The 22419-nt window shown below is 69.0% G+C and carries 22 protein-coding genes; 4 read left to right on the top strand and 18 right to left on the bottom strand.

The window, feature by feature from the left end:
- The first annotated feature begins 66 nt into the window (after positions 1 to 66).
- Complete coding sequence (locus tag ACYVIO_RS16685; RefSeq protein WP_460651681.1) at positions 67 to 378, top strand: hypothetical protein; 312 nt, start codon at positions 67 to 69, stop codon at positions 376 to 378.
- Here ACYVIO_RS16685 and ACYVIO_RS16690 read toward each other — a convergent pair.
- From ACYVIO_RS16690 to ACYVIO_RS16715, 6 genes are all read right to left on the bottom strand, one after another.
- The gene (locus tag ACYVIO_RS16690) at positions 362 to 1402 is read right to left on the bottom strand and encodes an alpha/beta hydrolase (protein WP_460651682.1); all 1041 of its coding nucleotides are present in this window, start codon (positions 1400 to 1402) and stop codon (positions 362 to 364) included. The two genes, ACYVIO_RS16685 and ACYVIO_RS16690, sit on opposite strands and share 17 nt — an antisense overlap.
- 207 nt (positions 1403 to 1609) lie before the next feature.
- Positions 1610 to 2044: a hypothetical protein gene (locus ACYVIO_RS16695; RefSeq protein ID WP_460651683.1), complete on the bottom strand. Its 435-nt coding sequence runs from the start codon at positions 2042 to 2044 to the stop codon at positions 1610 to 1612.
- A gap of 70 nt (positions 2045 to 2114) precedes the next feature.
- Positions 2115 to 3680: a DUF4139 domain-containing protein gene (locus ACYVIO_RS16700; protein ID WP_460651684.1), complete on the bottom strand. Its 1566-nt coding sequence runs from the start codon at positions 3678 to 3680 to the stop codon at positions 2115 to 2117.
- Positions 3681 to 3863: 183 nt separating this feature from the next.
- Positions 3864 to 7211 (bottom strand): S8 family serine peptidase, encoded by a 3348-nt coding sequence (locus tag ACYVIO_RS16705; protein ID WP_460651685.1) that lies wholly within the window; start codon positions 7209 to 7211, stop codon positions 3864 to 3866.
- 256 nt (positions 7212 to 7467) lie between these two features.
- On the bottom strand, positions 7468 to 8067 hold the full coding sequence (locus ACYVIO_RS16710; protein ID WP_460651686.1) for a hypothetical protein: 600 nt from the start codon (positions 8065 to 8067) through the stop codon (positions 7468 to 7470).
- A 60-nt stretch (positions 8068 to 8127) separates the two neighbouring features.
- Entirely contained in the window at positions 8128 to 9117 is a 990-nt protein-coding gene (locus ACYVIO_RS16715; protein ID WP_460651687.1) for a YihY/virulence factor BrkB family protein, read from the bottom strand.
- 61 nt (positions 9118 to 9178) lie between these two features.
- Between ACYVIO_RS16715 and ACYVIO_RS16720 the strand changes: the two genes are divergently transcribed.
- The gene (locus ACYVIO_RS16720; protein ID WP_460651688.1) at positions 9179 to 10003 is read left to right on the top strand and encodes a M55 family metallopeptidase; all 825 of its coding nucleotides are present in this window, start codon (positions 9179 to 9181) and stop codon (positions 10001 to 10003) included.
- Here ACYVIO_RS16720 and ACYVIO_RS16725 read toward each other — a convergent pair whose 3' ends face one another.
- Positions 10004 to 10321: a hypothetical protein gene (locus ACYVIO_RS16725; RefSeq protein WP_460651689.1), complete on the bottom strand. Its 318-nt coding sequence runs from the start codon at positions 10319 to 10321 to the stop codon at positions 10004 to 10006.
- A gap of 117 nt (positions 10322 to 10438) precedes the next feature.
- Here ACYVIO_RS16725 and ACYVIO_RS16730 point away from each other — a divergent pair, with 117 nt between their 5' ends.
- Complete coding sequence (locus ACYVIO_RS16730) at positions 10439 to 10882, top strand: ribonuclease H family protein (protein ID WP_460651690.1); 444 nt, start codon at positions 10439 to 10441, stop codon at positions 10880 to 10882.
- A gap of 39 nt (positions 10883 to 10921) precedes the next feature.
- On the opposite strand, the gene ACYVIO_RS16735 is transcribed toward ACYVIO_RS16730, so the two are convergent.
- The 4 genes from ACYVIO_RS16735 to ACYVIO_RS16750 are packed head-to-tail and all read right to left on the bottom strand — an operon-like array spanning position 10922 to position 14413.
- Positions 10922 to 11551 (bottom strand): response regulator, encoded by a 630-nt coding sequence (locus tag ACYVIO_RS16735; protein ID WP_460651691.1) that lies wholly within the window; start codon positions 11549 to 11551, stop codon positions 10922 to 10924.
- Positions 11544 to 12770, bottom strand: coding sequence for a sensor histidine kinase (locus ACYVIO_RS16740; RefSeq protein ID WP_460651692.1), 1227 nt, complete (start codon positions 12768 to 12770; stop codon positions 11544 to 11546). Before ACYVIO_RS16740 ends, ACYVIO_RS16735 begins: the two co-directional genes overlap by 8 nt.
- 12 nt (positions 12771 to 12782) lie before the next feature.
- Positions 12783 to 13523 (bottom strand): ABC transporter permease, encoded by a 741-nt coding sequence (locus ACYVIO_RS16745; RefSeq protein ID WP_460651693.1) that lies wholly within the window; start codon positions 13521 to 13523, stop codon positions 12783 to 12785.
- Entirely contained in the window at positions 13520 to 14413 is an 894-nt protein-coding gene (locus tag ACYVIO_RS16750; protein WP_460651694.1) for an ABC transporter ATP-binding protein, read from the bottom strand. Before ACYVIO_RS16750 ends, ACYVIO_RS16745 begins: the two co-directional genes overlap by 4 nt.
- 102 nt (positions 14414 to 14515) lie before the next feature.
- Here ACYVIO_RS16750 and ACYVIO_RS16755 point away from each other — a divergent pair, with 102 nt between their 5' ends.
- Positions 14516 to 15205, top strand: a complete 690-nt coding sequence (locus tag ACYVIO_RS16755) for a hypothetical protein (protein WP_460651695.1) — start codon at positions 14516 to 14518, stop codon at positions 15203 to 15205.
- Between the two features lies 1 nt (position 15206).
- Here the strand turns inward: ACYVIO_RS16755 and groL are convergent, their stop codons facing one another.
- From groL to ACYVIO_RS16790, 7 genes are read right to left on the bottom strand one after another with little or no spacing between them, the layout of a single operon-like run.
- Positions 15207 to 16898 (bottom strand): chaperonin GroEL, encoded by a 1692-nt coding sequence (groL, locus tag ACYVIO_RS16760; RefSeq protein ID WP_460651696.1) that lies wholly within the window; start codon positions 16896 to 16898, stop codon positions 15207 to 15209.
- A gap of 51 nt (positions 16899 to 16949) precedes the next feature.
- The gene (locus ACYVIO_RS16765; protein ID WP_460651697.1) at positions 16950 to 17975 is read right to left on the bottom strand and encodes an NAD(P)-dependent alcohol dehydrogenase; all 1026 of its coding nucleotides are present in this window, start codon (positions 17973 to 17975) and stop codon (positions 16950 to 16952) included.
- Positions 17972 to 18655 (bottom strand): iron-sulfur cluster assembly protein, encoded by a 684-nt coding sequence (locus tag ACYVIO_RS16770; RefSeq protein ID WP_460651698.1) that lies wholly within the window; start codon positions 18653 to 18655, stop codon positions 17972 to 17974. The genes ACYVIO_RS16765 and ACYVIO_RS16770 overlap by 4 nt, the downstream gene beginning before the upstream one ends.
- 26 nt (positions 18656 to 18681) lie before the next feature.
- Positions 18682 to 19725 (bottom strand): amidohydrolase family protein, encoded by a 1044-nt coding sequence (locus ACYVIO_RS16775; RefSeq protein WP_460651699.1) that lies wholly within the window; start codon positions 19723 to 19725, stop codon positions 18682 to 18684.
- A gap of 19 nt (positions 19726 to 19744) precedes the next feature.
- Positions 19745 to 20116 (bottom strand): propane 2-monooxygenase effector subunit MimD, encoded by a 372-nt coding sequence (mimD, locus tag ACYVIO_RS16780; protein ID WP_460651700.1) that lies wholly within the window; start codon positions 20114 to 20116, stop codon positions 19745 to 19747.
- The gene (locus ACYVIO_RS16785) at positions 20113 to 21297 is read right to left on the bottom strand and encodes a ferritin family protein (RefSeq protein WP_460651701.1); all 1185 of its coding nucleotides are present in this window, start codon (positions 21295 to 21297) and stop codon (positions 20113 to 20115) included. The genes mimD and ACYVIO_RS16785 overlap by 4 nt, the downstream gene beginning before the upstream one ends.
- Positions 21294 to 22367, bottom strand: coding sequence for an FAD-binding oxidoreductase (locus ACYVIO_RS16790; protein ID WP_460651702.1), 1074 nt, complete (start codon positions 22365 to 22367; stop codon positions 21294 to 21296). Before ACYVIO_RS16790 ends, ACYVIO_RS16785 begins: the two co-directional genes overlap by 4 nt.
- Positions 22368 to 22419: the final 52 nt, after the last annotated feature.

The raw sequence follows: 22419 nt of genomic DNA on the forward strand, positions 1-22419 counted from the left end.
GCCGAGCCGCTCGGTGTCTTGCTGCGTAAGCTGGTGGGTCTCCCGTTCGACCTGAAGGACTGCGCCGTGCCTGACCGACCTGAGATCGTCTGCATCTGCGGCTCTGTCCGGTTCGTGGATGAGATGCGGGCGGCGAACCGTGAGCTGAGCTTGGCTGGTGCCATCGTCGTCGCGCCAGGTGTCTTCTTGCCCGCCGAGGGCGAGGTGATCACCGACGAGCAGAAGGTCGCGCTGGGGGCCCTGCACCTGCGCAAGATCGACCTGGCTGACCGGGTCCTGGTCGTGAACCCCGGCGGGTACGTCGGCGAGTCTACGACCAGGGAGATCGCCTACGCCCGTGCCGCCGGCAAGCCGATCTCGTTCACTGATCCCGTCTGACCGGCGTGAGCTGCTCGCAGAGCCAGCGGACGGCCATCGGGTAGCGGTACTCGATGCCGCCGTGGGTGCCTTCGAAGAGTTCGAAGTGCAGTTGCGGGCCGCCGAGTTCGGTGGCTGCTCGGTGGAAGGCGGTGGCGCCGAGGTCCAGGTGGTACTCGTCTTGTTTGCCGGCGTCGATCCATACCGCGCGGAGGGAGCGCAGCGCGTCGGCGTACTGGGGTTGTTCGAGCATCGCGACCGGGTCCATCGCCAGCCAGCGGTCCCAGACGGCCGGGACGATCTCGCCGAGGTCGTCGAAGGGGAGGAGGACGGTGCCGTCGGGTTCGGCCGAGTACGCCGAGGCGTAGCCGAAGATCTCCATCAGGACGAGGTCCTGGTGCGTCATCTGCCCGGCGCGCTGCTCGGCGTCGGCGAAGAAGTTCGCGTACGAGCCGTCGTACCGGTCACGCAGTTGCTTGGCCCGTACGGGGAACTCCGGCCGGTAGCACAGCTCGAACGACGCGTCGCCGGCGTGCGTTGCGAGCGCGCCGAAGACATCGGGTCGCAGCAGCGGCGTCACCATCGCGGCGTACCCGCCGCTCGACTTGCCGGTGATCGCTCGGTGGTCGCGGTCGGCGATCGTGCGGTACGTCGCGTCGACCCACGGGACGATCTCGTCGCACAGATACGAGTGGTACTGCCCGGTGCCCGGCGAGTCCAGGTACTGCGAACCGCCGTACTTCGTCCAGGCGTCGACGAACACCACGATCGCCGGCGGCACATCGCCGCCCGCGAACATCGCGTCCAGCAGCTCGGGATAGGGCTGCCGGAACGGCGTGCGGTTGAACCACATGCCGAGGTGCCCGGTGTACCCCATCGCCACGTAGATGCTCGGGTACCGCTGCTCACTCGCGTCGTACCCCGGCGGCAGGTACACGAGCACCGGCCGCACATGAGGATCACCCAGCGGATTCCCCCGCAGCAGCTCACTCTCGAACTGCGACTCCACGAACTGGCCGGCAAGCTCAGCACGCCAGGGCAACATGCGTTCCTCCTCAGATCACAGCAGCGGTCACCGCATGATTCCACGCCCCCTGAAGAGCTCGCCGACGCGCTCGGTGAGCTTGCCGCGCTTCAGATCCTTGCCGGAGGTGAGCCAAGCGATACCGAAGGCAAGGAAAGCGACCACCTCACCGACGTACGTCGACCCGAGACGCAGCCCGCCGAACGGCAGCGAAAGATCGACGCCGACCTACTCCTGCACCCCGCTGCACCCCGGCGGCCCGGGAAACCTCACGCAGCTGCCCGATCCGACCTCGAACCCAGGCATCTTCAGCGCTCGCCCCGTCGGCACCACAGCGACGACGATGAGCGCCCAGCCGGCCAACGTCGAGAGCCAGTAGTCGTAGGTCCTGCGCTTCGCGCTCAGGTAGCTGATCAGGAACGCGCCGGTGACGAAGAGTCCGCCGACGAAGACGTCCCGCGCCGACGAGTGGTAGTACGCGCTCATCGATCCACGGATCACCCGCAGGTCGTCGATCAGCAACCAGTCGATCGCGATCAGCACCCACGGCAGCCAGAACCCCAGCAGTCCGATCCGGCGCCGCATCTCGAGGTACGACCGAACGAACGGATCGTCCGGCCGCGTGGCCTCCCGATCAAAGGTCTCCAGCTCCAGACCGAACATGACGTGGCCTCGCGTTCGTAGCGCTTGATTTCACGCTACGCCGGAGCCGCACCCGTCGCGAGACCTCGAGCTACTCGCGCCAGCCGGTGAGGTTGACGGACTTGGCGGATTCGACGCGGAAGGCGAGGTTGATCGTGGACTCGGTGCCTGGGGGCAGGTCGAGTTTCCAGGTGATGACGCCGAGGTCGGTGGTTTCGGTGGGGTCGGGGGAGGCCGTGATTGGCTTGATGGTGATCTCGTGGTCTCGGGCTACGGGTAGCTGGTCGAGGACCGTGACGCGGGCTGGGCGGGGGGTGTGGTTCTCGATCTTCGTTTCGTACTCGACCTCGCGGCGGCGGGTTGAGCCGAGGGTTGCTTTGCTGGCGGTACGGCGTACGAGCTTGCGCTCGACGCGGATGCGGTCGTCCAGGCCGAGGGCTAGTTCGACGTCCTCTCCGGGGGCCCACAGGGGGAGCGCGGTCGAGCCGACGAAGTCTGCCTCGTGGAAGACGGCGGCTCGGCCGGCGGGCAGCGTGTGCTGCGAGGAGTTCACGACCGTCGCGCGCAGATGGACGTCGGGCGAGCGGACGGGCGCGGTGACGTAGTCCAGTTCGGTGTCGAGCTCGACGGACGCGATCGTCGCTCGGTGCGAAGCGCCGTCAGCTGGTACGGCGACCGGCCGCGGTGGTGTGTAGGTCGCCGCGGTCACGCCCTGCTCGACGGTCGCGCTGAGATCGGCGAAGGCGGGAGCCGCGGAGAGGGCTTCGGCGCCGCCGAACGAGGCCTGCCGGGCCATGGGACGAGGAGCGCCACCAGGCGCGGCGGCAGCCACCGGCACCGGCGGGTGGTAGCGATCCAGGTACCAAGGATCTAGCTCGGGCACCTTCGCGCTGACCATCGGGCGCGCTGTCGACAACGTCAGGTCGCACTCGGGCCAGTCCTCACCCGTGTGCTGCGTGATCAGCCCGTACCAGCTCAACGTCAGCCGATCACCAGTCAGCCGTACGTCGTACGAGCTGCTCCATCCAGCTCCCGGTACGACGTACGAAAGCTCGATCTCCACCTCTGCCTCGGATTCCAGCGCCAACCCGACCGCAGCCGACCGGCGATCAGGAGCCCGCTGCTCCGAGACCGCGGCAAGCCGTCGATCAGCAGCCGCAAGACGCTCGTCAGCCTCGTGCCGTTGCCTGGCCAGCTCGCGTCGCTGAGCCCGTACGGCGGACAGCCGCCCGGCCAGCGACTCGGTGAACTCGCCCAGCTCGACCCCGGACTCACCGCTCGCAAGAGTCCGCGCGAAAGAGCCCCCGGCCCGCCGACCCAACTGCGCGAGGAACACATCGAGCTGCACCTGCACCTCGTCTGCGTCGGCCAGCTCCTCCACGAGAGCCAAAGCCTCGCGGCGTTGCCGCTCCAACTCCGCCACGGTCTCGTCCGGCGCCTGCGGATGATGCCGCACCGCCACGTCCACCCCGAGCACTGTCGCCGGGCCGCGCCCGGAGACCCGGACGGAGTCCTCCTGCAGACCGAGCGGCAACGACTCGACGTACACCGTCTGGTCACCGGCAGGCGCGGTGATCCGGCCGCGCCGGGTGACCCGGGCACGGTCGGGATACACGACGACGGCCACGATCGGGGCGTCCACCACGAGTTCGCTCATGCCCCGACAGTAGCCGCCGGACGGGCTCGTCTGCCGAGCGTCATCCACAGGCCCCGAGACCCGCCGGGACCAGGCCGAGACGCCCGGCGGGATCACCCCACGAGCGACCGGCCCCGGACCAGCCGGGACCACGAACAACCGGGCCGAACCCCGCGAGGGATCCGGCCCGGTCACCACGAAGTGCTAGTTGACGATGATCTTGTCGACCTCGATCGTGAGGCCCTTGACGAGTGGCGTCGAGGTCCCGGTCGTGACCGACCCGGTGCCCTTCTGCACACCCTTGATGTTCATCGAGTACGTCATCGAACCACCAGGTGCCCCCGGCGTCGACGTGATCCGGTAGTCCTCGGTCGGCGGTCCGGTGATCTGGCTGCCGCCCGTCCCCTCGCGGTTCTCGGCGCCGACAGTCAGGCCGTAGGCCGGACCCGGGTCACCGAGCTGACCGTTGTAGCTGTAGGTGATGTCCTCGACGCCGTTGACACCGATCCACTGCTGGAACACCTTCTGGGTGTTGGTGCCGAACAGGTTCACCCGCCACTCCACGACGATCCACGTTGCCACTCCGTCGGTCAGGAGGGTCGCGAAGACGCCCGGTGCGCCGGTCCCGTCCAGGTCGGTCCAGTACGGCGCCAGCACGTTGTTCGGACGCGCCGGATCGGGCAGCGTCTGAGGCGTGAACTGGACGTCCTCGGGCCCCGACGTACCGCCGGCCACCGAGTACCCGTTCGACGTCACGCCGATCCGGGTGTAGGTCTGCCCGGCGAACTGGAAGCCCGGAACGTTGAAGTTCAGCGACTCTTCGTCCCCGATCGGTGTCGGGGTCGCGAACGTGTCGAGTGGGATGTACCCGAACAACGACCCTGGTGCGATCACCGGCCGGTCGGGCTCGCGCCCGGCCAGCGTCGCGGTCTTGGTCGCGATCTGGGTTCCGACCTTGGTCGCGCCGGTGACGCTGTTCAGCCGCAGCTGCGAGCTCAGGGTGCTCGCGGCCGTCACCGACGTGCTCTGCAGGCTGTTGTTCTGCACGGTGACCGTGCAGGTCGACGCGCCGGTGTTGCGCGCGATCGTCGACGGCGTACAGGTCTGGTCGACCGGTACGACGCCTTCCTGGCGGAAGAACGCGACCGGCAGGTGCAGGGCCCGGCTGCCGCCGACCTGCTTGAGGTTGACCTGGCCGAAGTACTGGCCGTCGGGCAGGTCGGGTGCGGTGATCGCGATTGTCAGCTTCTGCGTCTTGCCGGGCTTGATCTGGAACAGCGGCGGCAGCACGGTGACGTTCGCGCCGTTGACCGTCGAGCCGACGGCGGTGAAGGTGAGCGTCTGGTTGGTGACGTTCTTGACCGTCCGCTCGGCGGTGATCAGGCCTGGCATCGTCGGCGCGTTCACCGACGGCAGGTTGAGGTCGATCCGGTTCAGCGCGTTGGTCGCCGAGGCCGCGTAGTTCGCGGCGGTCTCGTCGAGGGTCAGACCGGGGTCGCCGGCCTTGGTGAGGTCGATCCGGCCGCTGCCGTAGTCGAACGGGTCGGCGTGGGTGACCCGGTCCGGCTTCTTGACCGTGGTCTTGGCGGTCGTGCTGAGGGCGGACTTGATCTGCCCTGCTGTCCACGTCGGGTGCAGCGCGGCGACGAGTGCGCCCGCGCCGGCCACGTGCGGCGACGACATCGACGTACCGGCGATCGCCTGGTACAGCTGCCCGGGCGGTCCCTCGGACGCGGACTCCGGTGTCGGCGTCTGTCCGGCCAGGATGTGCAGGCCGGGCGCGGTGACGTCGGGCTTGAGGAAGTCACCACCGGGACCACGCGACGAGAACGACGTCATCACGTCGCCCTGCCAGGTGGTCTTGGTGCCTTGGGTGAACGACGCGTTGGTGGTCGTCGGGTGCGCCGCGAGGAACGCCAGCAGCGCGTCGCCGTCGGGCTTCTCGAGCTGGGCGGCCGGCAGCCAGTGGTTGTCGCTGAACACGTCGGACGGCGAGGTCGTGTTGTACATCAGCATGCCGGCCGCGCCGCCCTGCCTGACGTTGAACCCCTTCAGCACGCGCCCCGGCGTGAACTCACAGGCGACGATCTTGTTGACGAAGATCCCCGGTGGCGCCGGCGTGGTGCAGGCCGCGTTGCTGTACGGCGGGGCGGACGCGAGCACGACCCGCGTCGGCGTGCTGACGCCGCCCGTGACCGAGATCCCGGAGATCGACGCGGTCGCGCCGTCGCCGGTCAGCGTGATCGCCGAGCGGAAGGTCCTGCTCTGCGTCGAGGCCGCGACCGTGGTGACCCACGGGCTGCGGTGGTCGGTGGTGTTCGCGCCCGGACCGGAGTTGCCCGCCGAGGCGGCGACGAAGACGCCCGCGGCGTACGCGTCCAGGAAGGCGAGCTCGACCGGGTCGCTGTAGGGGTCGCTGCCGCCGGAGATCGAGAAGTTGATCACCTTCACGCCGTCCAGGACGGCCCGTCCGACGGCCGCGGCCGAGTCGCTCGGGAAGCAGCCGGTGGGTCCGCAGACCTTGTACACCGACACGGCCGCCGCCGGGGCGATCCCGGCGAGCGGGCCGCGGGAGATGCCCAGCAGGGTGGCGTTCGCGACCGGTCCACCGGCCGACGTCGTGGCGGTGTGCGTACCGTGGCCGTTGGAGTCCCGCGCGGTGCCGGCGTACGTGTCGTCGCCGACCACCGCGTCGTACGTGGACATGAACGCCTGCCCGCCGATCAGCTTGCGGTTGCAGTTGAAGACGTCGTGAGCGGGTGTCAGCGGGTTGTCGCCGAAGTTGCAGGCGCGCGGCGCGCCGTCGACGGTCGGCGGTGGCACCGGCAGCGTGCCGGGGTCGGCGAACGACGGGTGCTCGGCCCAGGCGCCGCTGTCGAGGATGCCGACGATGACGCCCTTGCCCGCGTTCGCGGCTCCGCCGAGCTGGTTGTAGATCGTCGGGGCGCCGATGAACGCGGCGCTGGAGTCGGTGAGCAGCTGCTGCGCGTTGTCCTGCTGGACCGCGGCCACGCCGGGCAGCTTCAGCAGGTCGCGGGCCTTGTTCGCCTCGATGCTCAGCGCGATCCCGCCGTACACGGTCTGCAGCTTCTGGCCGGCCCGCGCGCTCGGTACCCGGTCACGCATCGCGGCGAGGAAGGTGTCCTCGACCGCGGTCACGTGCTTCAGGTACTTGGCCGAGTTCGCGCTCTTCGGCTCGAGGCGCTTGCCGGTGACGGCCGGGCTGGTGCCGGGCAGACCCTTGAGTCCGCCGCGGTACGACGCCAGTGAGTCGTAGTCGAGCTTGACGACGACCCGGACCTGCTTGGCCGACGTGCTGTTGATCAGGGCCTGGTCACTCTTGGCGAGCTGACCACTCGGCGACTTCGCGCCGTTGACCCTGTCGGCGACCGTCAGTGGCGTCGCGGACCAGGTCTTGCCGTTGGAGACGATGGGGGACGGGTCGGCAGCCGCCGCGCCCAGGGCGGGCAGCGTGGCGGCGACCAGCAGGCCGGCGGACAGACCGGCGATGGCAGTACGTCGAGTCGTGCGGGTCCGGGCTCTGGACCTCATGGTTGGCCTCCTGTGAAGGCAGCAGACGCCGACACCTTCTGAAGGCCAGACATGGGACATCGGGCAACGCCGTACGACGCTGCAGGCCCTTCAGTCCTGTGACCGAACCCCCCCCGGGTTCCGGCGTACCGGCAGACACCCCCGCGGCACCCGCCTGAGGTGAGGCTAAGCCACAACCTCACCCTCGGCCAGACCTCGCACCCCACGGCAAATGACTCAAGCGTTTGCCGTCGACAACTGTGGCCCGCGGCCCCGATCAGTCGCAGGTGTCGCAGATCCCGTTGGCCGGCGTCTGCAGGTTGCACTTCGGGCACTTGTTGATCGGCCGCTCCGCGATCGCGGCCTTCCGCGCCCGGCCACGCGCCGCGCTCAGCTTCGACGGGATGATCGGAGTGCCGCCGTCGGCCGGCAGCCCGGCCGCCTCGAAGTGGCGGTAGACGAGGAGCCGCTCGTGCGAGGCGTGCACGTCCGCGTCCGCGGGAGTGGTCCCGGTCGCGGCGCCCACGATCGCGGCGTACCCGTCGAACACGCTCTCATCGGTGTTCACGCACAGCGCCGACAGCATCGGCTCCTCGCGGCGCAGGCTCTCCGCCGACACCTCGGCCAGCACGCCACCCATCCACTGCCGGGTCGGCTGCTTGGTCCGGATCCCCGTCAGCTCCTGGACGCCGAGAGCGACGTCCTTGTGCTGCACCAGCGCCTGGTACTTCCGGGCCGCTCCCAGCAGCAGCTCGCGAGCAGCGCCTGCCCACTCGGTCCGCGCGACGGCGATCCCGACATCGGACACCTCCCGCCACGCGCGTTCCTCGACATCGGTCAGTTCGTGATCGGGCGAAACAACATCAAAACTGGACACCCGGCTGACCTTAACCGCCGTACCACCCACCCACGAAACCCGCCGCCTGAACAGGTCTGGTCAGGAGCCGGGTTCGTGGGGGCCGAAGGTGACCTCGATCGTCTCGGCGGCTTTGTGGCGCTGGGCCTGGGCGTACATCGCGTAGGCGCGGTGGTCGGCCGGGGTCAGGTCGGCCGTCGAGTCGTTGAACAGGGCGAGCAGCGAGCGCGGGAAGAGGCGGTGGGCGAGCACCGAGTTGAGCTCGGCGCCGATCACGGCGATCGTGGAGGCGGCGTAGATGAGGCCGATCAGGCCGAGCGTCAGCGCGAAGACCCCGTTCACCTCGCTGGCCTTGGCGAGGACGTGCTCGACGTAGATCCCGCCCAGCCGCTCGAGCAGGTGCCAGCCGAGGGCCGTGAAGAACGCTCCCGGCAGGATCTTCCGGAATTTCGGACGAGGTTTGCTCCCTGGCCTCAGACACAGGGTCAGCAGTGCGGTCAGGACCAGAACCGAGCCGACCGAGACCAGCCAGCCCATGCCGTCCGCGACCTTGCTGGACATCGACATCTGACTACCCGCGAGCACCGTCAAGGTGGCGAAGCTGAGCACGGTCAGTCCCGCCAGCGACAGCAACGCGCCCGACCGCAGCCGCCCGTGGAACGGATTGGGCCGACCGTTGCGCGGAACACCCCAGGTCACGTTGACCGCGTTCTGCACCGCCTGCCCCAGCCCGATCACGCCGTACACCGCAGCCAGTGTTCCCACGATCACCGCCGGCGTACTGCCCTGCAGCCCCTGCGGCGTCGCCAACTGGGTCCCGACGATCGGGAACTCCTTGAGCGCCGACTCCAGGACGGCCTTCTGCAGATCCTCGTTGCCCTGGAGAACGAACCCGAGCACCGACGAGGAGATCAGCAGCAGCGGAAAGATCGCCGCGAACGCGTAGTACGTGACGATCACCGCGAGGTAGCTGCCCTGGTCGTCGAAGAACTTGTAGACCACGGCCAGCGGAAACCCCAGCCCCCGACGCCGCCGCTGCACAGCGTCCACCCGCTGCCCGAAGGTACCCACGCCCCTACCGTACGGTCCCTGTGCTTCGATCCCGTGCAGGTACCTATCGGAGGAGTCGGCTGTGAAGGTGTTCTTGTCCACGGACATGGAGGGGACGACGGGCGTCGTCGACTGGGGCCAGGTGCGCGGGCCCGCTGCGGAGTACGAGTACTACCGCGGGCTGCTGCAGGCGGAGGTCAACGCCGCGATCGACGGCGCGCTGGCGGCCGGCGCGACCGAGTTCGTGGTCAACGACTCGCACTCGACGATGCAGAACCTGCGCCCGGACGGGCTGCACGGTCGCGCGAGTTACCTGTCAGGGCGGCACAAGCCGCTGTACATGATGGAGGGGCTCGACGAGTCCTTCGACGCGGCGATGTTCGTTTCGTACCACGGGTCGGCGGGCGCGACGTCGTCCGTCCTGCACCACACGTACAACCCGAAGGCGATCGCCGAGGTGCGGCTCAACGGCGTGATCGCGGGGGAGGCGGGTGTCAACGCGCTGGCGGCGTTGGCGTACGGCGTACCGGTGGTGCTGATCTCGGGGGACCGGGTGACGATCGACGAGGCGCTCCCGTTCTGCCCGGAGATCGAGGGCGTCGTCGTGAAGGAGTCGGTGTCGCACAACGCCGCGCTGACCGTGCACCCGGAGCTGGCGCGGGAGCGGATCCGGGACGGCGCTGAGCGCGCGCTGGGTCGGTTGAGTGGCTTCCGCCTACCCGACATCACCCAGCCGGCCGAGCTCACGGTTCGGTATCACACCCGGGCGCTGGCGGAGCTGGCGTGCGCGCTGCGTGGCGTCGAGCGGGTGGACGAGAAGGTCGTTGCCATGCGCAATGATGATCCGCTGCAGCTGTTTCGGACGTTCATCGCCGCGGTGCTGCTGAGTCGTGGGGTCAGCGACTGATCACCAGGTCCAGCCGCGGGCGGCGAGTTCCTGTTCGTCGAGCCAGCGTTTGTCCTCGCCGCGCTCCGGGCCGTCCTTCTCCGGTACGCCGGCCAGGCGGCACGCTTCGTCGAGCAGTGCGTCGTACGCCGCCTCGACCGCCATCAACCGGTGCGCTCGCGCGTAGATCCGCGGCGCGGTCTCGATCCGTCGGATCTCCGTGGTGAGGTGGCCGAGCCTGGTCTGGAGCCACAGCGTGTCGAACGGGTCGGCGACCGCGACGGGGTGCCGGCGGAACCGGTCCGCCAGCTGACCCAGCGACGTCCGCAGACTCTCCATCGCTCTCACTCCCTCTCCCGAGGTTACGACGAGCAGGTCGCCGAGGGCGAGGGCCCGGTGCAGTACTGTTTCGGTCTTATGGCGACAACCCGCGTACGGCGTCCTCGACCGGCCGACATGACCGTTCCCGTCGGGGCACGCAGCGTGTTCACCGACGGAGCCTGCTCGGTGAATCCCGGCCCGGGAGGCTGGGCCTGGGCGCTGTCGAAGACCGAGTTCGCGTCCGGCCACGAGGCCGCCTCCACGAACCAGCGGATGGAGATCCGCGCCGCCCTCGAGGCCGCGCGAGCGAACGAAGGCCCGCTCCTGATCGTGTCCGACTCGACGTACGTCGTGAACTGCTTCCGCGACGGCTGGCACACCGGGTGGCTCGACCGCGGCTGGCTCACGTCGGCCAAGAAGCCGGTCGCCAACCGGGATCTCTGGGAGCCCCTCGTCGAGCTGGTGACCGAGCGCGGGGACATCGCGTTCCAGTGGGTCAAAGGCCACTCCGGCCACGAGATGAACGACTTCGTCGACGGCCTCGCGGTCGCCGCCTGCTTCCCACAGCCCCAGCCCTAGCCCCGGCCGCAGCCTTAGCCCGGTACGGCGTACAGCCCCCTAGTCCCGGCCGAGGATCCCCTGCTCGTACCCCTTCGCCACCGCCGCGGCCCGATCCGTCACCCCGAGCTTCGTGAACAGGTGACTCAGATGCGTCTTCACCGTCGCCTCGCTGATGAACAGCTCCCGCGCGATCTCCCGGTTGGAGGTGCCCTTGGCAACCAACCCGAGAACCTCACGCTCCCGAGCCGCGAGCGCGCTCGTCGGCGTACGAACAGCTGAGACGAGGCGAGACGCCACCGCAGGCGAGAGGACCGTACGACCAGCCGCCGCCTCACGGACCCCGGTGAACAGCTCCGGCCCCGGCGCGTCCTTCAGCAGATAGCCCGTCGCCCCAGCCTCGATCGCGGGCAGCGTGTCAGTGTCCGTATCCCACGTGGTGAGGACGAGGATCTTCGCCCGAGCACCCCGGCGGGTCAGCTCGGTGATGGCATCGAGCCCACTGCCGCCGGGCATCCGCAGATCCATCAGAATCACGTCCGGGTCGAGCTCCACCGCGAGCGCAACGGCCTCCACGCCGTTCGACGCCTCGGCGAGCACGGTGAAGCCCGGGACCGACTCGAACAGGCCGCGCAGGCCGTTCCGGACCACCGGATGGTCGTCGACGAGGAGCAGCGAGATGTCAGCCATGGGGAACCAACGGTACGCGCGCCGACAGCGCCGTACCGGCTCCGGCTTCGGACTCGACGGTGAGTGAGCCCGCGATGCGTTCGGCGCGCGCCCGCATGCCGTCCAGCCCGAAGCCACCGGTGCTGGTGCGCCCGCGCCGAGCCAGGGGATCGAAGCCCTTCCCGTCGTCGCGGATGTCCAGGGTGACCTCGTCGTCGATGAAGCTGAGGGTGACTCCGACGCGCTCTGCGGAGGCGTGCTTGGCGACGTTCGCGAGGGCTTCCTGGGTGATCCGCAGGAGGGTCGCCGAGACCTCCTGGTGGAGCTGCTGAGCCGTACCGGTGAGCGTGAAGTCAGCCCGTACGGCGGTGCGCTCGGCCCACTGGTCGACGGTCTTGCGCATCGCGACCGGAAGGGCGTCGTACGAAAGATCGATCGGGGCGAGGTTCTGCACGGACCGCCGCGCCTCGCTGAGGCTGTGCCGGGCCAGCTCGGTCGCGCGGCCGACGCGCTCCTGGACGGCCGGCTCGTCGGAGATGTTCGCGACGACCTGCAGCTGGGCGATGATCCCGGTCAGGCCCTGCGCGATCGTGTCGTGGATCTCCGCGGCCATCCGCCGGCGCTCGTCGGCGATCCCCGCTTCCCTGGCCTGGACCAGGAGCTGTGCCTGCAGGGCGGCGTTCTCGGCCTGGGCCCGCTCGAGCTCGACGATCGTCGCCGCCCGGGCCCGGGACCGCTCGTCCTCCTGCTCGGAGAAGTGCACGACACTCGTCAGCAACACGTTGTTCGCCACCAGGAGGCCGGCGAACACGATCCATTTCATCGTGTCGCCGACCGGGATCCCGCTGGTCTGCGCGGCGGCGACGGGGATCGAGCAGCCGAACAGGGCGACGTGCTTCCACCGCCGGCTCGCGATCTGCTCGTTGGTGTCGAAGTAGCCGATGACGGCGTAGAAGGCGAAGAACCCGTTCAGCAGCGTGAGCACGAAGCCGATCGCCAGGCGCACGGCGTAGTACGCCGAGGAGAGGCGGTTCGGTCCCGGGCGCCTGCGCTCGGTCCGGCTCCACGACACCTCGAGCGCGAGCGCAGCGGCGACCAGTACGCCGGCCAGGACCCGGTCGTCCGTGGCCGGCATGATCAGCCCGGCCGTCGCGATCGACAGGGACGTCCCGATGAAGAGCAGCCCGTACGGCAGCCATCTGCGGAAGGTCTGCTGCCGCCGCTCGATGTCCGTGTCCACGCGCCTAGTCTCCTACTCCCACCGGAACCAGCGCGCCGCCACAGCCGTCAGGACGACCGCCCACGCCGCCAGGACCCCGAGGTGCGACCAGTCCGGCCACTGCCCGGTCGACGCCTGATCGAGCGCACTCGCTGCCGCCCCGAACGGAGTCAGTACGACGATGTGCGCCATCAGGTCCGGCATCGCGCGCACCGGGATCCACAGCCCCGCGCAGAACAAGCTCGGGAAGAACACCACGGACCCGATAGCGCCTGCGATCTTCGCCGTACGGGCCAAGGCCGACACCAGCGCTCCCAGCGCCAACGCGGCCGCGGCCGTGAGCAGCAACGCGAGCACGTACCCGAACGCCTGCCGCGGCAACCGCACGTCGAAGACAACCCTGCCGATCGTCAGACACAGCAACGCCGACGCGACGGCAGCGGCGCCGTTGAGTCCCATCTGCGCGGCCAGCAACGCGCCCGGCCGAACCGGCGTCAGCGACATCCGCCGCAGAATCCCGCGCTCGCGGTACCCGGTGATCACCGGCGGCATCGTCTGTACGCCGGCCATGATCAGCGCGACCAGCACGAGCACCGGCACGTAGATGTCGATCAGCCGCAGCCCGCCGAGGTCCGAGCTCACCTCACGAAACGACGGGACAGCGCCGAGAATCCCCAGCAGCAGCGAGGGAAATGCGATCACCCAGAACAGGACTCCCGGCTCCCGCCGGAACAACCGAGCCTCAGCCTTGAACACAGCGGTGGTGGCACTCATTTCGCAGCTCCCGTCAGGTCGAGAAACGCATCGTCGAGGGTCGCGTCGGTCACCCGAAGCTGCAGCGCCGTCACCCGGTGCCGAGCCAGCAACGAGAGCAACGCGGTCACAGTCTCATCGGTCCCCCTGAGCGTGATCCGCCCGTCCCGCTGGTCAACGGACACCAGTCCCGGCAACGCCTCCAGCTCCACCGGAGCCGACGGCGTGAACGAAATGACCGTGCCGCCCGCCATCCGGCTGATCAGCCCGCGCGGCGTGTCCAGCGCAGTGATCCGCCCCTTGTCGATCAGCGCGATCCGATCGCACAACCGCTGCGCTTCCTCCATGAAGTGCGTGACCAGCAGCACGGTCACCCCCCGCGCCCGAACGTCCTCGACGATCTCCCAGGTGTCCCGCCGAGCCCGCGGATCCAGCCCTGTCGTCAGCTCGTCGAGCACCACCACCCGAGGATTCCCGATGAGCGCCAGCGCGATGAACAACCGCTGCTTCTGCCCACCGCTCAGCACGCCGAACCGCCGATCCAAGTGCGCGACCAGTCCAAGCCGCTCAGCCAGCGACATCCAATCCGCCGGCCGCGGATAGAACGCGGCGTACAACTCCAGCGCCTCCCGAACCGTGAGCTTCGCCTGCAGCTCACTCTCCTGCAGCTGAGCCCCCAGCACCCGACTCACCTCAGCGTGATCAGCCACCGGATCAAGCCCGGCCACCCGGACCCGCCCGCCATCGGGAACCCGCAGCCCCTCGACACACTCCACGGTCGTCGTCTTCCCGGCCCCGTTCGGCCCGAGGATCCCGAAGGTCTCGCCTTCCTCGACGCTGAAGGAGATCCCGTCGACCACCGCGCGGTCGCCGTACGACTTCCGCAACTCCTGCACCTTGACAACTGTCATACCGAAACCCTCGCGGAGGACGCACCCACCCCACATCGCCCATCAAGCTCGCCGTCCGTCACCCGATCGGCTGATCTCCCCGCGTGGGACAGTTGCCCGACGATGACGATCTTCACGTTCCACCTCGCGGAGCTCAGCCCGGCGACGACGGCGCGGGCACTGTGGAAGGCGCCGACCGCACCCGGTTTGCGGTACGCCGAGTGTCTGGCCCTGATGCGCCTGGGTGCCCCGACCATCTCGCCGGCTCGCATGCAGCTGCGCCGGATGGCGATGTTCGCGCGCTGGGAGGACGAGGCGGCGCTCACGACCTTCCTGGCCGACCATCGCCTCGGCAAGGAACTGGCGGCAGGCTGGCACGTCCGCATGCAGTTCCTCCGCCGCTGGTCGCGCCTCGCAGCACTTCCCGACCTGCCGGCCAGAGCGGGCGAGTGGGACCAGTTCGAGCCCGTCGTCGCAGTCACCCTCGCCCGGATGCGTCTCCCGGAGGTCCCGAGATTCCTCAAGTGGGGCAAGCCGGTGGAACGTCTGGTCCGCGATCACCCCGGGGCGACCCTGGCCCTGGCCGCGATGTGCCCACCCCGAACGATCTCCACGTTCTCGATCTGGCAGTCCGTCCAGCAGATGGAAGACATGGTCCACGGCCACAGCTCGGTCCCGAACCCCACCCGCCACTCCGCAGCCATGACCGAACGGCGGCGCCGGGACTTCCACCACGAATTCGCCACGCTCCGGTTCCGCCCGCTGTCGGAGCACGGCTCCTGGCAGGGACGGACCGGAATCGTTCCTCGCTAGGTCAGCCCACGGACGGCCCCAGGCCGAGCGACTGCGGCGTACTGGAGTCCGGTGAGGGCTGGTGCAGGCCTTCGTCCAGCGGCCCGAACTCGGTCATCAGCGACGCGCTGCCGCCCCACGGCGTCTGCTCCTCGGCGATCATCGCGTTCGTGGTGAGCAGCAGCCCGGCCACCGACGCGCCGTTCTGGAGGGCCGACCGGGCCACCCGGAGCGGGTCGACGATGCCCATCTCGAGCATGTTCCCGTACCGGCCGTCGAGTGCGTCGAACCCGTCGTCGGTGCCGAGCTTGTCGATCTGCGCCAGCACCTCGTCGCCGTTGTAGCCGGCGTTCGTAGCGATCAGGTACGCCGGTTCGCGCAGCGCCCGGCGGACGATCTCGACGCCGATCGCGTAGTCGTCCTTCACCTCGAGGTCGTCGAGCGCCGACGCGGCGTGCAGGATCGCCACGCCACCGCCGGCCACGATTCCCTCGGCCATCGCCGCCCGGGTCGCCGACAGCGCGTCCTCCACCCGGTGCTGGAGCTCCTTCAGCTCGGCCGGGGTCGGTGCCCCGACCGAGATCACCGCGACCTTGCCGGACAGCGCGCCGATCCGCTCGGTCAGCACGTCCTCGTCGACCCCGAAGGTGGCCCGGTCCAGCTCGGCCCGCAGCTGGGCGAGCCGGAACTCGACGTCCTTCTCGTGGCCGGGGGAGGCGACGATCGCGGTCCGCTCGGCGGTGACCCGGACCTGGTCGGCCCGGCCGAGCTTGTCGACGCCCATGCTCTCCAGCGTGAAGCCCGAGTGCCGACTGAGCACGGCACCACCGGTGATCGCGGCGATGTCCTCCAGCTTGTGCAGCCGCCGGTCACCGAACCCGGGCGCCCGTACGCCGACGCACTGGAAGTGCCCGTTGATGTGGTTGTGCACCAGCATGCTCAACGCGGTGCCCTCGAGGTTCTCGGCGATGATCACCAGCGGCCTCGGATCACGCATCACCTTCTCCAGCAGCGGCATCAGTTCCTGCACCTTGGAGATCTTCTCGCTGCAGAGCAGGATGTACGGGTCGTCGACCACCGCCTGCAGACTGCCGGGATCGGTCACCATGTACGGCGACAGGTAGCCGTTGTCGAACTCGAACCCCTCGACGAAGTCCACCCGGATCCCGTGCACCGCCGACTCCTCGACCGTGACGATGCCGCCGTCGCCGACCGAGTGCAGCGCCCTTGCGATCACCGAGCCGACCAGGTTGTCGTCGTTGGCCGAGATCGCCGCGACCCGGGCGAAGTCCTCCTCGGTGGCGACCGGGTGCGCCACCTGACGCAGCCGCTCGACCAGCCGGGCCACCGCGATGTCGATCCCGCGTTTGACCAGGACCGGGTTCCCGCCGGAGCCGATCGCCCGCATGCCCTCGCGGACGATCGCGTGCGCCAGCACGGTCGCGGTGGTGGTGCCGTCGCCGACGATGTCGTTGGTCTTGATCGCGGCTTCCTTGACCAGTTGGGCGCCCATGTTCTCGAACTGGTCCTTGAGGTAGATCTCCCGGGCGATCGTGACGCCGTCGTTGGTGACGACGGGGGAGCCGGTGATCTTCTCCAGCACCACGTTGCGACCCTTCGGGCCGAGCGTCGAGCTGACCGCCTCCGCCAGTTGCTCCACCCCCGCCAGCATCAGTTCACGCGCCTGTGCACCGAAGCGCAGTTCCTTGGCCATCGTTTGCTCCTCAGTACGGGCCCGGTCAGGGCGAACGGTGTGGTGGGTGCGCTACGGGACGAGGATCGCTCGCCCCCGCACCCGGCCGGCGTCGAGATCCGCGACCGCCTCGGCGGCCGCCTCCAACGGGTAGGTCCTGGTGTGCAGGGTGACTTTCCCGCCCTGCGCGAGCGCCATCAGCTCGGCCAGGTCGGTGTACGTCCCGACGATGTTGCCGATCACGTTGCGCTCGGTGGAGATGATGTCCAGGGTCGGCACCCGCAGCTCCCCGCCGTACCCGATGACGAAGTACGAGCCGTTCGGCCTGGTCATCGCGAAGCCGTCCTGCTCGGCCCCCTGCTCGGCGACGAAGTCCAGTACGACGTGCGCGCCCGCGCCGCCGGTCAGGTCCTGGACCGCCTGGACCTGGTTGCCGTCAGCAACGACACTGTGGTCGGCGCCGAGCTGCTCGGCGAGCTTGAGCGCTTCGGGGTTGCGGTCCACCACGATGATCCTGGTGGCGGTCAGCGCGGCCAGGCACTGGATTCCGATGTGACCGAGTCCGCCGGCCCCGATCAGCACGCAGGTGGTCCCGGGGTACAGCTGGGGGATCGCCTTGCGGACCGCGTGGTACGCCGTGATGCCCGCGTCGGCGAGCGCCGCGACGTCCTTCGGCTGGGTGCTGGGATCGAGCTTCACGCAGGCCCGGGCCGACGTCAGCAGGTACTCCGCCATGCCGCCGTCGGAGTCCAGGCCGGGGAAGGTGCTGTTCTCGCAGTGCATGTCGTTGCCGGCCCGGCAGGCGTGGCAGAGCCCGCAGGTCGGGGTCGGGTGCAGGATCACCGTGTCGCCGACCTGGACGTTGGTGACCGCGGAGCCGATCTCCTCGACCCAGCCGGCGTTCTCGTGCCCGATCGTGTACGGCAGGGTGGGGCTCATCGCGTCGGCCCACTGGCCCTCGATGATGTGCAGATCGGTACGGCACACGCCGGCGCCACCGATCTTGACGATCACGTCCAGCGGTCCGTTGATCTTCGGGTCGGGAACGTCCTCGACCACTGGTTGCTGGTGGTACCCGTGCAGCCGGACAGCTTTCATCCTGGTCCCTCCTCGCCGACCCCGGCGCCGGCGTACCGGTGCTGGAGCATTCCCCGGCAGATCCCGGTGTTGGCCTCGATGCCGGTCCGGGTGAGCCGGGCCAGGCCCAGGTGCTTCGGTACGCCGGCCGCCGCGACCGGCGTACCGGTTGCGGGATCGACCAGCAGTGCGGCTCCGTCGTCGGAGCGCAGGCCGAGCTCGGCCCGCCGGCGGCGGAGCCGGTCCAGGTCGGCCGACGGTGGTACGTCGCCCAGCGTCAGCCGGGACAGGTCGGCCGGATCGGTGCCTGCAGCAACCAACGGCCGGCAGACCTGGTCGGTGCCGGCGAGCATCGCCTTGGACACGAAGGTCCGGCGCAGCTCGTCCAGCTCGTCGGCGGCCTCGCCGTCGAAGGCCGCGACGAAACCGGCCCGGGCGGCGACGCCGGCGTTGATCTGCGCGGCCGCGAAGTGGTCCTCCAGCGTCACATCGACGCTGCGTACCTCGGGCAGGGCCGCCAGTACGTCGTACGCGTCGGCGACCATCAGGAACGCGAAGTTGGGCGCGCAGAAGTAGGTCGGCAGCCGGAGCCTGACGACGACGTCACCGGCCGCCGACACGTGGCAGGACGCGACGAACCCGAGCGTGGTGATCGGCTCGTCCAGCTCGGGATCGCGGACAAGGTCCAGGGCGCTCAGCACCCTGGACCTCTGCGTCGTCGTCGGCATTACTGGGAGACCAGCTTCGCGTCGTCCTGCGCCGCGGGCTCTGCGTCCTTGAGCTGCAGCTCGCCGGGCACCTTGATGTCGTACAGCTTGGCCGCGTTCAGCCCGAGGATCTTCTTCTTGCCCTCGACCCCGAGCCGCGGGTAGTCGGCGAACTCCGGCAGGTCCGGGAACTCCCAGTCCACGAAGCCCTCGATCTGCCACTTCGGCTCCCAGATGCCGTAGTCGCTGCCGAAGGTCATCTTGTCCTCGCCGACCCAGAACAGCAGCTCGCCCATCACCTTGCTGAAGAAGTGCGGCCGGGCGGCCATCAGCCCACCGATCACCACCGACAGACCGGCGTAGACGTTGGGCTCCTGGGTCGCCATGAAGCAGAAGTCCTCGATCCGCGGCAGCCCGACGTGCTCCACGATGAAGTTGAGCTCGGGGAAGTCGGTCGCGGCGTGGTCGACGTCGGAGACGTCGAACGCGTCCTTGTCCAGCGGCCAGATGGTGGGGCCCTTGTGGACGTGGATGTTCTTGATGCCGTACTCCTGGGCCTTCTCCAGGTACCGGTACGCCGACGCGTCGGTCAGCTTGTAGCCGCGCGAGCCGTTGTTCCACTCGGCGGTGTAGAGCTTGACGCCCCGGGACCCGTACCGCTCGATGTTCGCCTTCAGCTCGACCAGCCCGGCGTCGCCGTCGCGCGGGTCGAACCTGGTGTTCAGCACGAACATGCCGGGATGCTTCTCACCCAGGCCGGCGTTCTTCTCGGTGGTGTTGAACCCTTCCTTGTACCACTCCTTGAGGTACGTCGGCTGGAAGACCGCGACGTCCACGTAGCCGTCCTCGAAGACGTCCTTCATCAGGTCGTCCTCGGTGTAGCTCATGAACTTCTCGATCGGCCAGTGCGTCTCCTTCGGCGCCAGGCTCTGGTAGGCGTGGAAGCACTCGATCCACCCCTTGGCGTACTGCTCGGCGCCCGGCACCCAGTTGTCCGGGCCCGCGTTCCAGTAGTGCATGTGGCTGTCGACGACGAAGTACTTCTCACCGTTGTGCTCGTACACGATTCCCCTCCTGACGATCTCAGCGGCTGGTCAGATCGAAGCCGATGTACTCGGCGGCGTCCTCGGGGTTGGCGAACATGATCGTGCGGTCGTCGAGGTGGATCATCCGCCCGTAGTGGGTGGACATGTTCTCCTCGAACTGGGCCGCGTCGAAGTAGCCCTGCTCCTCGCCGAGCGCCTCGGAGACGTCGTCGTAGACGACCTCCATCTTGCCGATCGCGTCGACCCGGATCATCGACGGCAACGGCGTCACCGTGACGTTGTCCAGGCCGCTCATCACCTCGGCCACGACCGCGCCGACCTGGTTGTTCATCAGCGTGAACCCGCACTTGTTGGACGGGGTGCTGTCGGACTTGAACGGGCTCTCTGCGGTGGTGAAGGCGGTGCTCACAGTCCCAGCTCCTTGGGCTCTTCCAGGCCGAGCCCGACGACGATGCCGCGGAAGCGGCTCTTCACCCGGTCCAGCCCGTCCTCGAATCGTGGCGGCTTGGTGTCCGGCTGCGACCACAGCGGCTGCAGCTTGCGGGCGGCGGCGATCGACCGCTCGGTCCAGGTGGACGTCCAGTCCTGCAGGATCGACTTGTTGTGGTCGGCGAACTCCTTGTCGTTGGTGAGCAGCTCGAACATCGCCCGGGTGTAGCGCAGGTCGCGTTCGGCGAAGTCGTACTCGGCCGCGCCGACCACCGTCGGCGTCACGAAGTCGCCGTTGCCGGGCGCCGCGTGCTGGACCAGCTGGCTGCGGAACAGCTCGCCGACCAGCGGCTCGAACACGACGTTCGCGGCGAAGATCGCCTCGCACCAGTCGTCGATCGCGGTCAGCTGCTCGGCGACCTCCCGCACGCCCTGCCAGGCCGGGTCGGACTTCCAGGTCTCCAGGTGGGCCTTGCCGTCGAAGTCCTCGATCTCCTCGCTCAGCGTCAGGTTGTACAGCGCGAGGTCCTGCGCGGCCCGGATCCGGTGCATGCTGTTCACCGAGATCGCGTTGTTGTGCATGTTGGTGGGGGCCCGCCGGTTCGCGTTCGCGTACAGGTAGAGACCGAGCCCGTGGTCGACGTGCATCCAGGCGCCGACGTGCTGCTCGACGAACCGGATCCAGTTGCGGTTCCACTGCTCGAAGGCCTTCGACTGCCGGGCCGCCTCGACGTTCTGGGTGATCTGCCGGACGACGTTGGAGTTGTACCGGTAGAGCGTCATCTCCCACTCTTCGTTGGGATCACGGAACTCGTGCCACCCGGTGGCCGGCCACTCCTTGACCATCATTCCGCCGGAGCCAGGCCCGCGCTGCGGCGAGGGCTGGTCCGAACCCCAGGCCTTCAGCTGGGTCCAGTCCAGCGGGTAGCCGCCGCGGCCGTCGGCGAAGCCGTACAACCAGCCCTGGGTCAGGTAGTGCCGTGGGTCCGGCTGGACGTCGACCGTGACGTCCTCGTAGTGGCTCTGCTTGCGCTTCTGCGGCGTGTAGTAGTTGTACCGGCGGGCCGTCGAGTCCGGGAAGACCTTGGCGCCGGCCTCGGCGTCGGTGAAGACCGGCTGCGGCACGCTGCGTGCCTGCGGGGAGTCCTGTGTGGTCGTCATCTGGCTTCTTCCTCCAGCACCTCGGGATCACCGGCGTCGCCGGTGGTGGTGAACTTGTCGTAGAAGATGCGCTTCTGGGCGACCCCCAGCCGTTCCAGCAGGGGGAGCGCGGCCTCGACCATCGGCGGTGGGCCGCACACGTAGGCGTCGGCGCCGTCGAGATCGTCCTCGTACCGGGCGACCACGTCGGTGATCAGACCGACCTCGCCGTCCCACTCGTCCTCGCCGGCCGGTTCGGACAGCGCGGGCAGGTAGCGGAAGTCCGGCAAGGTGGTGGCCAGCGACCGCAGCTCCTCGTCGAAGCACAGGTCACGCAGACCGCGCGCGCCGTAGTAGAAGGTCGTCGGTCGGTCGATCGCCCGCTCGGTCATCGACCGCAGCAGCGACAGGATCGGGGCCATCCCCGCTCCGCCGCCGAGGAACACCAGCCGGGCGCCGGGGTTGTCGCGCAAGGTGAAGACCCCGAACGGGCCGGTCAGGTCGAGCCGGTCGCCGACCGTGACGCGCTCGTCGAGGTACGACGAGAACAGCCCGCCCGGGTAGATCTTGATCACGAACTCGAGCTGGCCGCCTTCGCGGCTCGACGTGTTCGCCATCGAGAACGACCGGGTGGCCCGGGTCCCGGGCACCGTGATGTCGACGTACTGGCCCGGGAAGTACTTCAGCTCGCCGGGCTCCAGCAGCCGCAGGACCAGGTGCCGCATGTCGTGGGTGACCGCGATGTTCGCGACCACCTCGGCGACGGCCTCCTGGATCGGCAGGCCGGACCTGATCATGTCCTCGTCGTAGTTGAGCAGCTCGATCGTGAGGTCCTCGTAGGCGTGCGCCCGGCACAGCAGCGTGTAGCCCTCGGCCAGTTCGTAGTCCGGCAGGGCGAACGTCGAGTACCGGTCGAGCTCGATGTCGTCACCGTCGAGCACGAACGACTTGCAGGACGAGCACTGTCCTTCCTTGCAGCCGTGCATCAGCATCACGCCCTGCTCGGCCGCGGCCCGCAGGATCGTCTGCTCCTCGCCGACCTCGATCTCGATGCCGACCGGTTCGAACCGCACGACGTGCTTGTCGCCCATGGCTCCTCGCAGCTGCGCCGACGGGATGGGGGAGGGACCAGGGGGAGGACGG

Source organism: Kribbella endophytica (assembly GCF_054781295.1).